The 12,578-nt window shown below is 68.0% G+C and carries 10 protein-coding genes; 6 read left to right on the plus strand and 4 right to left on the minus strand.

Translation table 11 applies throughout. The annotated features are described in order from the left end of the window. Positions 1–96: 96 nt before the first annotated feature. Positions 97–1,434 carry a sensor histidine kinase gene (locus AAFF41_RS05725; RefSeq protein WP_343323595.1) on the plus strand — a complete coding sequence of 446 codons (1,338 nt, stop codon included), beginning with the start codon at positions 97–99 and terminating at the stop codon, positions 1,432–1,434. Further along, positions 1,419–2,063, plus strand: coding sequence for a response regulator transcription factor (locus tag AAFF41_RS05730; protein ID WP_343323596.1), 645 nt, complete (start codon positions 1,419–1,421; stop codon positions 2,061–2,063). Before AAFF41_RS05725 ends, AAFF41_RS05730 begins: the two co-directional genes overlap by 16 nt. A gap of 114 nt (positions 2,064–2,177) precedes the next feature. Here the strand turns inward: AAFF41_RS05730 and AAFF41_RS05735 are convergent, their stop codons facing one another. Beyond that, entirely contained in the window at positions 2,178–2,702 is a 525-nt protein-coding gene (locus AAFF41_RS05735) for a hypothetical protein (protein WP_343323597.1), read from the minus strand. Between the two features lie 666 nt (positions 2,703–3,368). Here AAFF41_RS05735 and AAFF41_RS05740 point away from each other — a divergent pair. Next, positions 3,369–7,640, plus strand: a complete 4,272-nt coding sequence (locus tag AAFF41_RS05740) for a discoidin domain-containing protein (protein WP_343323598.1) — start codon at positions 3,369–3,371, stop codon at positions 7,638–7,640. Positions 7,641–7,713: 73 nt separating this feature from the next. Here AAFF41_RS05740 and AAFF41_RS05745 read toward each other — a convergent pair whose 3' ends face one another. Beyond that, positions 7,714–9,075 carry a beta-1,3-glucanase family protein gene (locus AAFF41_RS05745; protein ID WP_343323599.1) on the minus strand — a complete coding sequence of 454 codons (1,362 nt, stop codon included), beginning with the start codon at positions 9,073–9,075 and terminating at the stop codon, positions 7,714–7,716. Positions 9,076–9,394: 319 nt separating this feature from the next. Here AAFF41_RS05745 and AAFF41_RS05750 point away from each other — a divergent pair, with 319 nt between their 5' ends. Further along, positions 9,395–9,589, plus strand: coding sequence for a hypothetical protein (locus tag AAFF41_RS05750; protein WP_343323600.1), 195 nt, complete (start codon positions 9,395–9,397; stop codon positions 9,587–9,589). A 144-nt stretch (positions 9,590–9,733) separates the two neighbouring features. On the opposite strand, the gene AAFF41_RS05755 is transcribed toward AAFF41_RS05750, so the two are convergent. Together AAFF41_RS05755 and AAFF41_RS05760 are read right to left on the minus strand one after the other, a co-directional pair. Further along, the gene (locus AAFF41_RS05755) at positions 9,734–9,913 is read right to left on the minus strand and encodes a hypothetical protein (protein ID WP_343323601.1); all 180 of its coding nucleotides are present in this window, start codon (positions 9,911–9,913) and stop codon (positions 9,734–9,736) included. Continuing rightward, complete coding sequence (locus tag AAFF41_RS05760; RefSeq protein ID WP_343323602.1) at positions 9,910–10,977, minus strand: COG4705 family protein; 1,068 nt, start codon at positions 10,975–10,977, stop codon at positions 9,910–9,912. Before AAFF41_RS05760 ends, AAFF41_RS05755 begins: the two co-directional genes overlap by 4 nt. Before the next feature lie 887 nt (positions 10,978–11,864). Between AAFF41_RS05760 and AAFF41_RS05765 the strand changes: the two genes are divergently transcribed. Then, the gene (locus AAFF41_RS05765) at positions 11,865–12,356 is read left to right on the plus strand and encodes a DUF2975 domain-containing protein (protein WP_319752793.1); all 492 of its coding nucleotides are present in this window, start codon (positions 11,865–11,867) and stop codon (positions 12,354–12,356) included. Next, the gene (locus tag AAFF41_RS05770) at positions 12,356–12,577 is read left to right on the plus strand and encodes a helix-turn-helix domain-containing protein (protein WP_054237256.1); all 222 of its coding nucleotides are present in this window, start codon (positions 12,356–12,358) and stop codon (positions 12,575–12,577) included. The genes AAFF41_RS05765 and AAFF41_RS05770 overlap by 1 nt, the downstream gene beginning before the upstream one ends. Position 12,578: the final 1 nt, after the last annotated feature.

Genomic DNA, 12,578 nt, shown 5'->3' on the forward strand with positions numbered 1-12,578 from the left:
ATCAACTTCTGGCCCGTGACGATGGCCTGGCGTCGGCCGGCCGGTCGACGCGGCACCGATGCACGACGATGGACCGATGCATGACCTTGGAGCGCGATGACTCACACCGGCGAGCGCCACTTCCCCCGTGGCACACCGCAGTCGGGGGAACGTCCCGCGCCCGGCGTCGCCCCGCGCGCCGGTCTCGCCCAGCGGGTGAGCCTGCTGGGCTGGTCGCTGGTGCTGCTGCTCGGTGCGGTCCTGGGTTTCGGCCTGCTCACGCTCTGGATCACCTCGGTGACGGTCGTCGTGCTCTGGGTCGGCATCCCGCTGACCCTGCTTTCCACCGTCCTGGTGCGCTGGTTCGCCGACCTGCACCGTCAGTGGGCCGCCGACCGACTCGGCGAACCGGTGGCCCGGCCCTACTTGCCGACACCCGACGGCGGTTGGCCGATGCGGCTGGGGGCGATCCTGCGCGACCCTGCGACCTGGAGGGACTGGGCCTGGCTGGTGGCCAACTCGATCACCGGGTGGTTCACCTACGGGCTGTCGTTCCTGCTCTTCCTCTGCGGCGTCTTCTACCTGGCCTATCCGCTGCTGTTCGCGCTGACCCCTCCTCAGGTGTTCCGCACACCGCTGGGCAACGGCTTTCGTCTGCACAGCGTCCAGGAGTCGTTCGCCATGGTCCCGCTCGGCCCGGTGTTCCTCCTGCTCTGGTACACCACCGCCGAGCGGCTGGCGAACCTCAGCGCCCTGGTGATCCGCTCCCTGCTGGCGCCCACCGCGCAGACACAGCTACGGGCCCGCGTCGCACAGTTGGCCGCGTCACGGGCCGAGACCGTCGACACCCAGGCGGGCGAACTGCGCCGGATCGAACGGGACCTGCACGACGGCGCACAGGCCCGACTGGTGTCGCTGGGCATGAGCCTGGGCCTGGCCGAACAACTCCTGCCCGACGATCCGCAGGCCGTCCAGCAGCTGCTGGCCGAGGCCCGCGCATCCACCTCCAGCGCCCTGGCCGAACTGCGCGACCTGGTACGCGGCATCCACCCGCCGGTGCTCGCGGACCGCGGTCTGGACGGCGCCCTGCAGGCCCTGGCCCTGGCCAACCCGATACCGACGACGGTGGTCACCCGCCTGCCCGGACGGTTGCCCGCGCCGGTCGAGTCCGCGGCCTACTTCGTCGTTGCCGAGGCCCTGGCGAACGCCATCAAGCACGCCCAGGCCCGGCACATACAGATCACCGTGGAGTTCACGCCCCACCCGGGCACGACGGCGGGGTCGCTGACGATGCGGGTGTCCGACGACGGCCGCGGGGGCGCCCGTCCCGACGGCGGCACCGGCCTTCGGGGCATCGCGCGGCGGCTGGCGGCCTTCGACGGCACGCTGACCGCCGACAGTCCGCCCGGCGGACCCACCGAGATAAGGATGTCGCTGCCGTGCGCATCGTCATAGCCGAAGACCTCGCCCTGCTCAGAGAGGGCCTGATCCGGATCTTCCAGGCCAACGGTTTCGAGGTCGTCGACGCCGTCGACAACGGCCCTTCTCTGATCAGGGCGCTGACGACCCACCGGCCCGACGTCGCGGTCGTCGACGTGCGGCTGCCTCCGACCTTCACCGACGAGGGCCTGCGCGCCGTGATCGACGTACGCAAGCGGATCCCCGGCCTGCCCGTCGTGGTGCTCTCGCAGTACGTCGAGCAGCTGTACGCCAGGGAACTGATGTCGGACCGCGCCGGGGCGGTGGGCTATCTGCTGAAGGACCGGGTGCTGGACGTCGGCCAGTTCGTCGCAGGCGTCCGGCAGGTCGCCGCCGGCAGTACGGTCATGGACCCCGACGTGGTCGGCGCCCTCCTCACCCACCGCTCGGCAGACCCTCTCCTGCTGGAGCTGACCCCGCGTGAGCACGAGGTGCTCACGCTGATGGCCCAGGGCCGCTCCAACGCCGCCATCGCCGGCCGGATGTTCGTCAGCGAGAAGACCGTCAGCAAGCACAGCTACAACATCTTCACCAAACTCGGACTCGAACCGTCCGAGGACGACAACCGCCGGATCCTGGCAGTACTCGCCTACCTGGAAGGCTGAGCCACCATGGCCGTCCGCCACCGAAGCCGCCTACGTGCCGATTCGGGGGCAGCCGGAGCCGTCCGCGAGACTCTGAGTCCTCACCGGGCTTCAGCAGCCGGTCCGTTCCAGCGGTCAGCCCACGGGCGAAGTGGCGAAGTCGTGCCAGGACGCGGCTGCACGGCTGGTCTGCTTGAGCAGCCGTGCCGGTTCGGGCGGGGCAGGCCAGAACTGCAGCAGATACCGGTCATCCGTCTGAGGCTCGTCGTCCTCCCGGACGTTCATACTCCTGCCGGCATCCATACCGGTGGCGGAGTACCGCACGCGGTAGTCGCGCATCTCCAGTCCCAACTCCCACCACTTCTTCCAGTTCCACTGCCGCAGCTTCGTCTCCTCCGACACCGGCCGGAACGGGACCTCGACGATCTCCTCCCACGTCTCTTCCAGCACAGGTCGGCTGTCATGCAGTTCGGCGGTGAAGCCGACGCCACCGATGTGCAGACCGGTCAGTAAGAACAGCGTCCCGTCCGTTCCGCCCCCGCAGAGCCCGACGCCCTCCTGCCCGGCGAAGGCATCGTGCAGGTCGCATTCGTCCCCGCCGCTCACTACAAACATCTGGCCGTAGTCCACATGCACCTCGCCACTGACAAGCACCTTCATTGATCCCGCCTCACCTCGGCCGACTTGATCTCCGATCATGCCAGTGCCGGAATCCGCCTACGGCGCTTCTCGCGTTCAGGGTCCCCGCCGACGCGGACGCGGCCGTCCCGGCGACGATCCCGCTGAAGTTCACGAACAACGCCGACCGCCTCCGCGAGAGGACCGATGCCGGGCGCCGCCCGGACGTCCCCGGCAGCACCCGCTTCCCCTGGACCTCGAAGTCCATGACCGCATGGATCGCGCAAGAATTTGCGCTCCTTGCGTTCATTTGCGGTCCCGGAGCGCAAGCCCACAGCCGCCGCCGCGTCGCGGTCCGGACCGCGTCGGTCGGTAAAGCTGGTCCCGACGCCTGTCATTTGACTGCTTCAGCGGCCCGGATGTGGTGCCCGCGCCGCCATGATTCCCGAGTGATGGGTGCTTCTGGTGAATATTGTGCCGTTCCAGCTGTAGACCCGTCGATTCTGCTCTGCAATATTTCGATGAAAGAACGCAAAATACTGCCTCGATGTCCTCCGAAGATCTTCTCCGCCAGGTCGACTCCCGCCGCCTCACCGCACCGCACCCCGCTCCGCACTGATCGTCCTGCACCTTTCTGCACCACTCCGCCAGGAATGAGCCGCCCTCGCCGCCCATCGGCGCGCGAGCCTCCGCAGGAAGTGACCCCGCATGACTCGACACAAGCAGAGATCCACAAGGCGCCGCGCAGCGACCGCCGCGCTCGCCTCGGTCGTCATGGTTCTGGGCCTGCCCGCCGTCGGCGCACACGCGGCCGGCGGCCCCAACGCCGTCGCGGACGCCGTGACCACGGCGGGCAGCAGCCGCGGCGCACACGCCGCAGCCAACGTCACCGACGGCGACACCGACACCTACTGGCAGGCCGGAAGGAAGTCGGCCCAGTGGGTGCAGACCGACCTCGGGCGGAGCAAGCGCGTCCGCCAGGTCGTGCTGCGTCTGCCCGAACACTGGCAGACCCGCAAACAGACGCTGGCGCTGCAGGCGAGCGCCGACGGAAAGAGCTTCGCCACGCTCACGTCGTCGGCGCAGTACGTCTTCAGCCCCGGCAACGACAACACGGTGAAGGTCTCCTTCCCCGCGACCCTCGCCCGGTACGTACGGGCCGATTTCAGCGCCAACTCGGTCGCCGGCACCGCTCAGCTCGCCGAGATACAGGTCCTCACGACCGCCGCCGCGACCCCCAACCTCGCCCAGGGCAAACCCTTCAGCGAGAGCGGGCACGCCGACGTCTACGGCGCGGCCAACGCTGGTGACGGCAACCGCAACACCTACTGGGAGAGCACGAACAACGCCTTCCCGCAGTGGCTCCAGGTCGACCTCGGCTCGTCGGTCAAGATCAACCAGGTGACGTTGCGGCTGCCCAGCGGCTGGCCGAGCCGCAGCCAGACCTTCAAGGTCCAGGGCTCGACCGACAACCAGAACTTCACCGACCTCACGGCCTCGCAGGCGTACACCTTCGACAGCACCAACGACCAGTCGACGACCATCTCCTTCGACACGACCACCACGCGGTACGTGCGCGTGCTGTTCACCGCCAACACCGGCTGGCCCGCCGGGCAGGCGTCCGAGCTGGAGGTCTACGGACCGGCGACCGGCGACACCCAGGCGCCCACGGCGCCGTCCAACCTGGGCTACACCGAGCCGGCCACCGGGCAGATCAAGCTGACCTGGAGCGCGGCCACCGACGACACGGCCGTGACGGGCTACGACATCTACGCGAACGGCCAGTTGCGGGCGAGCGTCGCCGGGAACGTCCTGACCTACACCGACACCCAGCCGGCCGGCGGCGACATCACGTACTTCGTGCGGGCCAAGGACGCCGCGGGCAACGTCTCCGCCAACAGCAACAGCGTCATCCGCAAGGGATCGAGCGGCGACACCCAGGCCCCCACCGCGCCCGGAAACCTCGCCTACACGCAGTCCGGCAGCGACGTGAAGCTCACCTGGCAGGCGTCGAGCGACAACGTCCAGGTCACCGGCTACGACGTCTACGCGGGCGACCAGCTCGTCAAGTCCGTGGCGGGCGACGTCACGACGTACACCGACACCCCGTCGCCGGCGGCCACGGTCACCTATTACGTGAAGGCGAAGGACGCCGCCGGGAACGTGTCGGTGGCGAGCAACAGCGTCACCAGGGCGGGTTCCGGCGGCGGTTCCGACCTCGCCCAGGGCAAGCCCATCGAGGCGTCCTCGTACACCTTCACCTATGTCGCCGCGAACGCCAACGACGGCCAGACAGCCACCTATTGGGAGAGCGGGGGCGGCGCCTACCCGGCCACCCTCACCACCAAGCTGGGTGCCAACGCCGACCTCAGCCAGGTCGTCGTCAAGCTCAACCCCGATGCCGCCTGGTCCACCCGCACGCAGAACGTCCAGGTGCTCGGCCGCGACCAGGACGCGACGGCGTTCACCAGCCTCGTGGCCGCCAAGGACTACACGTTCAACCCGGCGAGCGGCAACACGGTGACCATCCCGGTCTCCGGCTCCGCCGCCGACATCCAGCTCAAGTTCGCCTCCAACACCGGTGCCCCCGGCGCGCAGGTCGCCGAGTTCCAGGTCATCGGCACCCCGGCCGCCAACCCGGACCTCAGGGTCACCGGCATCAGCAACATGCCCGCGGCCCCGGTCGAGTCGGACGCCATCAGCCTGACGGCGACCGTCACCAACGGCGGCAGCAAGCCGTCCAAGGCCACGGACCTGAACTTCACGCTCGGCGGCACCAAGGCCGCCACCGCGGACGTCCCGGCCCTCGCGGCCGGCGATTCGACGACGGTCACGGCGAGCATCGGCACCCGGGATGCGGGCAGTTACCCGCTCGGCGCCGAGGTGGACCCGTCGAACAAGGTCATCGAGCAGAACGAGGCGAACAACGTCTTCACCCGCTCCGACGCCCTCGTCGTCAAGCCCGTCTCCAGCTCGGACCTGGTCGCCGCTCCGGTCGCCTGGACGCCCTCCAGCGCCTCGGCGGGCGACAACGTCTCGTTCACCGTCGCGATCAAGAACCAGGGGACGGTGGCCTCGGCCTCCGGCGCCCACAACGTCACGCTGACGGTCCAGGACTCCAACGGCGCCACCGTCAAGACGCTCACCGGCTCCTACAGCGGCGCCATCGCGTCCGGCCAGACGACCGCACCGGTCGGCCTCGGCTCCTGGACGGCCGCCAACGGCAAGTACACCGTCAAGGCGGTGATCGCCGACGACGCCAACGAACTGCCGGTCAAGCGAGCCAACAACACCACCACGCAGGCCCTGTTCGTCGGCCGCGGCGCGGACATGCCGTACGACATGTACGAGGCCGAGGACGGCACCGTCGGCGGCGGCGCCAAGGTCGTCGGCCCGAACCGCACGATCGGCGACATCGCGGGCGAGGCGAGCGGCCGCAAGGCGGTGACCCTCACCGGGACCGGCCAGTACGTCGAGTGGACCACCCGGGCGGCCACCAACACCCTGGTGACCCGCTTCGAGATCCCGGACGGCACCGACACGACGCTCAATGTCTACGTGGACGGCCAGTTCCTCAAGCCGATCGACCTCACGTCGAAGTACGCCTGGCTCTACGGCAACGAGACCTCTCCGGGTAACTCGCCCGGCTCCGGTGCCCCGCGCCACATCTACGACGAGGCGAACCTGCAGCTCGGCAGGACCGTTCCGGCCGGCTCCAAGATCCGCCTCCAGAAAGACGCGGCCAACACCTCCACCTACGCAGTCGACTTCATCAACCTCGAACAGGCGACGGCGGTCCCGAACCCGGACCCGGCCGCCTACACGGTCCCGGCCGGCTTCTCCCACCAGGACGTGCAGAACGCGCTCGACAAGGTCCGCATGGACACCACGGGCAAGCTCGTCGGCGTCTACCTGCCCGCCGGAGACTACGAGACCTCCAGCAAGTTCCAGGTCTACGGCAAGGCGGTCAAGGTCGTCGGAGCCGGGTCGTGGTTCACCCGCTTCCACGCACCCGCCGCGCAGGAGAACACCGACGTGGGCTTCCGGGCCGAGGCGACCGCCGACGGCTCGTCATTCACCGGCTTCTCCTACTTCGGCAACTACACGTCCCGGATCGACGGTCCGGGCAAGGTGTTCGACTTCTCCAACGTCTCGGGCATCACCATCGACGACATCTGGGTCGAGCACATGGTGTGCCTCTACTGGGGTGCCAACACCGACAACATGACCATCAAGAACTCCCGCATCCGAGACACGTTCGCCGACGGCATCAACATGACGAACGGTTCCACGGACAACCACGTGGTCAACAACGACGCCCGGGCCACGGGTGACGACAGCTTCGCGCTCTTCTCGGCGATCGACGCGGGCGGCGCCGACGAGAAGAACAACCTCTACGAGAACCTGACGTCGACGCTCACCTGGCGCGCGGCCGGTATCGCCGTCTACGGCGGCTACAACAACACCTTCCGCAACATCCGGGTCGCCGACACCCTGGTCTACTCCGGGATCACGATCTCCTCGCTGGACTTCGGCTACCCGATGAACGGCTTCGGGACCGATCCGACGACGATCGAGAACGTCTCCCTGGACAGAACGGGCGGCCACTTCTGGGGCTCGCAGGTCTTCCCGGCCATCTGGGCGTTCTCCGCGTCGAAGGTCTTCCAGGGCATCAGGGTCAACGACGTCGACATCGACGACTCCACCTACGGAGGAGTGATGTTCCAGACCAACTACGTCGGCGGCCAGCCGCAGTTCCCGGTGAAGGACACGATCTTCACCGACATCTCCATCACCAACTCCAAGAAGAGTGGGGACGCGTTCGACGCGAAGTCCGGGTTCGGCATCTGGGCCAACGAGCTCCCCGAGCCCGGTCAGGGACCGGCCGTCGGTTCGGCCACCTTCGTCAACCTGCGGATGAGCGGCAACGCCCAGGACATCCGCAACACCACGTCCACCTTCACGATCAACGTCCGGTGACTCAGACCATCACCCCATGAAGCGGGGCCGCCCTTCCTGACGAGGGCGGCCCCGTTTCGCGATGTGTCCGTGCCTACCAGCCGACGGCGACCAGGAGCCACTGCGGGTTGGCGTGCGAGATGAAAGAGGACTGGCCCGCGACGTCGTCGTAGGGGAAGCCGTAGGCGAGCTGGTTGATGGCGTTGTCGTGCCAGAACTTGGCGTAGTAGTTCGCGGGGGCCGCCGTGTAGAACTGCGCCGGGTCGGACTGCTGCGACGCCGGCAGGGTGGCCACGTGGCGGTTGAGGGCGGCGCACATGTCGGGGTTGGCGGCCAGCGAGGCGGCGCAGCCGAAGATGTCGGAGGTGGCCGCGTTCACGTCGACCGACTGGGCGTAGGACGTGAAGTAGGCGGCGCTCGCGCCACCCGCGCGGAAGCTCGGGTCGCTGCCGGGTGCGATGATCCGGTACGGAGCCTGGGTCTGAGCCAGGACCTTGAACTGGGACGGAACCGCGTCGGTGAAGCGCTGGAAGGTGGTGGCGCGGTCCTCGGCGAAGGTCTGCCGGTTCTCGCCCACCTCGACGTCGTAACCGTCCTTGGTGTGCAGGCGCATGGCGATTTTGAGGCCGAAGGCGTCGACCCGTGCGGTGTTGCCGTTGAAGACGTTGGTGCCGACCGTGAACTCGATGAAGTCGTAGTAGGGGCCGATGGGCGAGCCCAGGTAGAAGTACATGCGGCCCGCGGAGTTGGCGGGCATGTCCAGGTAGGGCTGCTCGGCGATGGAGTGCACCTGCCCGTTGAAGCTCCAGTACACCTGGCTGTCCGGGTACTTGCCGTTGGTGCGGTTGAGGATCTTCACCTCGACGGCGTTGCTCGCCGGGGGTATGTCACTGGTACTGCCCCAGAAGTCGTCCGGCGGAGTGGTGCTCCCGGGGCCGTAGACCTGTAACTCCCACAGCGAGTAGCCGTACGGGGTGGCCCGAGCGGTGCCGTACACCCGGACGTAGCGCCCGCTGCCTGTGATGTTGATGTTCTGGGTACCGCCGGTGGAGGTCGTGGTGGAGTAGACAGTGGTCCAACTGTTCGCGTCGGTCGAGGTCTGGATCTGGTATCCGGTGGCGTAGGCGGCCTCCCAGTTCAGCGAGACGCGGGTGAGCTGCTGTGTGGAACCGAGGTCCACCCGCAGCCACTGCGGATCGGCGAAAGCCGAGGACCATCGGGTGCCGGTGTCGCCGTCGACGGCCGCGCTCGCGGGGAAGGACCCGCTCTCGGTCGAGGACGCGGTGGCGGGCTGTCCTTGGGACAGCAACTGGTCGGCAGCGCGGGCGAGCGAGGGAGTCAGCGCGGCGAAGCAGGCGACCATCAGGATGACGACCAGACCGAGAGCCGTGCGGGAGCGTACGGCGGCGGCCGAAGGTCTGCCGAGTGTGCCGGATACGCCGGCGGAAGTCTGCATGGGGGGTCTCCTCAAGCCGGTTCGGCGTGCGGGGGGGCAGGAGCAACAGCTGGTGTGAGAGCGCTCTCCCCGGGTTGTAGCCCCACCCCCGCCCGGCGTCAACAACTGAAGTCGAATCCACGGCAGTTCGTCGATGCGGGGGCAGCAAGAGGCCGGCGGCTTGGGCAACGCCGCGCGCCGCCCCGGCGATCCGTTCGGAATCCGACCACAGGCCTCGCCTCGACCGCCCTGTTCCTCCATCACTTGACGTGTCCGGTATGGACCTTCGTGATCGTCGTGGCCGTGGTCGGTCGGCTGCGAGAGCGGCGGTCTCCTGGGCGTGGCGCACTTCGAGGCGCACGACCACGCGCTGCCGCGCCAGTTTGCGAGCGGCGCGCGGCCTGGCCTCGGCCGCGAGCAGGGGGATCCGCAGCAGCCGACCCCGGAAGCCGGTCGTGAACAGGTCGGTGGGGACCAGCAGTTGCTTCACGGCGAAGCGGCGAGGCACGTGGTCAGATCGGCCCGGGTGCGGTGAGCCGGCAGCCGGCGCGGGGGCGCGTCGGCCCTTTGGCCGGCCTGGCGGCCGCGGCGGTTGGCGATCCATGTGCCGAGTCCGGTGCGGAATGCCGGACCGCCCCGGCGCAGGGGATGCGTCGAGGCAGTCCGGCATCGTGGCCGGTTAGCCGAGAGAGGTGAGGAGGGTGTTGAGTGCCTTGACCTCGGTGGCCTTGTCGGGGTTCGAAGCGCGCAGTGACTTCAGGACGTGGTCGATCTCGCTGTCGAGGAAGCGCCAGGACTGCTCGCTCTTGGGCTCAAGCGTGGGCTGGCCATCGTCCCAAGCGGTCTCGAGGTCGGTCACTCGGGTGGTCGCGGCTTGCTGGTTGCCCGAGTTGAGTTTTGCCAGGGTGTCAGCTGTGATCGTGCGGAACTTCGCGATCTCAGCCGGGGGAACGGCGACGTCGCCTGCTGCGGGGTGAGGTGGGCGGTCACAGGTGCCGGGGTGTCGGACTCGCCGGCCGCGGCCGCGTGGGGCTGGTGGTGCGCCCAGATGAGAAGAGCAGCGGTCGCGACCGCCACGACGGCGTAGTAACCGAGCATGATCCGCTCACGCGCCGGGTTCAGCGCTCGTGGGGCATCGGTGAGGTCGTTGGCCTCGATGACATCGCTGCGGCTGAGCGTGAGGTACACGACCGTGGCGAGGATCGCCGCCAGGAAGATCACGCTGGTCACCGCGGTGCCCAGGCCCAGTCCGCCGTCGCCGCTGGGCGAGCCGAGCCAGTCGCCGAGGTTGGCGCCGAGCGGGCGGGTGAGGATGTAGGCCAGCCAGAAGGAGAGCACCGCGTTGGCACCGAGGCGCCATGCGAGGACGATCACGCCGATCAACCCGAGAGGCAGGAGCACGGAGACGCCCGGGGTCCAGCCGGTCAGTTCCAGGGTCCAGTCGCCGGTCGCGGTGCCGAGGGCAAAGGTGACCAGGACCGCGAGCCAGTAGAAGAGCTCACGGGGGCGCGTGGTGATGGTGTGGACCGACAGGGTCCGCTCGCGGGCGTACCAGATCCCGAAGACAACGGCGAGGATGCAGGCGAACACGCTACTGCTCAGCGCGAGGGGAACGCCCTGGCTGTCGGTGAGGATGTCGGTGTAAAGCGTGCCGGTCACGCTCACCACCACGACGGTGAGCCAGTACACGAACGGGACGTAGCGCTTGGTGGTGAGTTGCCAGCCCAGGACACCTGCCAGAACCGCGGTGAAGATCAATGAGGTGTTGATCAGGCCGACGCCGAGGTTCATGTTGATCCAGTCGGCGAAGCTTTCGCCGACCGTGGTGCACAAGATCTTGATGATCCAGAACCAGATCGTGACCTCGGGAACCTTGTTCAGCATCTGCTTGACATGCGTCCGAGAGCTCTCGGGCGTCGTCACGGTTGTCATGTAACCCTCACATAGAACGGGCGGCAGCACAGAGGGGGCGCCCCTCACGACTGCGGAACGGTGAATGCCTACAAATGTGTGGACAAGCGCAGCCGGGGATCCGCAGGACAGCGGGATGACCTCAATTGCTCGTCAAGCCCGCCCGGGCCGCGCCGCCGGGGGCGATATCCGCGGCACGGTTCGCATTCCCGGAATGACCTCTGCTTTTATTCTTTCCTTGGCCTGCGCAAGGACTTTCTGTACACCTGTCATGACCCCGGGGCGACATACCCCATAGGCGCGGTCCTGAGATTGCCCCGCGTGATGCAGAAAACGCCTTTGGGTGAAATCCTGGGAACTTCGTCCCAGAATTCAATCTGCGAAGCGCGTGAATTCGGGTCACCCGATCCCCCGTGCGGCCTCCCCCTCCTGGCCACGCAAAGGCGCTCCCGTCACTCCCCACCCAGTGCCGGAGAGGCGGCGTGGGTCCGCCTCGGCTGGTTGCTCGCCGACTCACTGCCGGTCTCCTTGCCGGGTGTCCGCCTCTGGAACCACCTGCCCCTCAGAGGTTTCATTGGTCATACTGCTCGACTGTGCCAGCGGGAACCTGAACGCATCCTGACTGCCACCGTGTATCACTCGCTCCACTCGTGCAGCACGGCTCCATGCACACGCACCTCTCCTCCGTAACTGGCTTCGGCGTAGTCGGATGGCACCCGATTCGCGGCTGGGCGAGGTCGACTTCGGCAAGATCGAGAACCTTCGCATCGCGCCATGCCGCGGGAGGGGGCGGCGTCATCCCGCCGTGGCGCGAAATCGCCGCCCGTCCTCCGACCCAACCGTTGCTTCATCTATCGACATTCGATAGATTCCCATCGTGGATCGATGGGAGGATCGGTATGGGAAGGCTGGCAGTGCGCGCGCTGCGCGCCGTGCTCGTGGTGGTGCTCACCGGCACGGTGTTCGTACAGGCATTGATGGTGTGGGCGTTGGTCAGCGGGAGTGACCCGGAGGACGGGTCGCTCCCGCTGACCCCGTTGCGCGTGATCACGATCCTGGGCATCGGGACGGCCCAGGTCGCCCTGGTCTGTGTCTGGCGACTGGTGACGATGGTGCGACGCGGAACCGTGTTCTCCCACGCCGCCTTCCGGTACGTGGACGTCATCATCGGCGCGATCGTTGCGGCTGCTCTCGTGTGGTTCGCGGTCACGGCCGTCAATGCGCCCGGCCAGCGGGACGACCCGGGCGTCACCCTCATCATGGGCGGGATGGGCGTGGCCATCCTGGGAGTCGCGCTCATCGTGCTCGTGCTGCGGATGCTGCTCGCCCAGGCCGTCGCCCGCGACGTCGAAGCGGCGCGGATGCGGGCCGAGTTGGACGAGGTGATCTGATGCCGATCGCCGTCGACATCGACGTGATGCTGGCCAGGCGGAAGATGTCCGTGGGCGAGCTCGCAGACCGGGTAGGGATCACGCCCGCCAACCTGGCGGTACTCAAGAACGGCCGCGCCAAGGCGGTGCGCTTCGCGACGCTCGCCGCGCTCTGCGAGGTGCTCAAGTGCCAGCCGGGCGACCTGCTTCGCTGGGAGGCCGAGGACACCGCGGGCGAATGAT

Source organism: Streptomyces mirabilis, assembly GCF_039503195.1.
Classification (GTDB): Bacteria; Actinomycetota; Actinomycetes; order Streptomycetales; family Streptomycetaceae; genus Streptomyces; species Streptomyces mirabilis_D.

Bases quoted from the DNA above. Each gene is read 5' to 3' on its own strand.
- AAFF41_RS05735 (WP_343323597.1), bottom strand. From the start codon at position 2,702: ATGAAGGTGCTTGTCAGTGGCGAGGTGCATGTGGACTACGGCCAGATG.
- AAFF41_RS05770 (WP_054237256.1), top strand. From the start codon at position 12,356: ATGCCGATCGCCGTCGACATCGACGTGATGCTGGCCAGGCGGAAGATG.
- AAFF41_RS05745 (WP_343323599.1), bottom strand. From the start codon at position 9,075: ATGCAGACTTCCGCCGGCGTATCCGGCACACTCGGCAGACCTTCGGCC.
- AAFF41_RS05740 (WP_343323598.1), top strand. From the start codon at position 3,369: ATGACTCGACACAAGCAGAGATCCACAAGGCGCCGCGCAGCGACCGCC.
- AAFF41_RS05765 (WP_319752793.1), top strand. From the start codon at position 11,865: ATGGGAAGGCTGGCAGTGCGCGCGCTGCGCGCCGTGCTCGTGGTGGTG.
- AAFF41_RS05725 (WP_343323595.1), top strand. From the start codon at position 97: ATGACTCACACCGGCGAGCGCCACTTCCCCCGTGGCACACCGCAGTCG.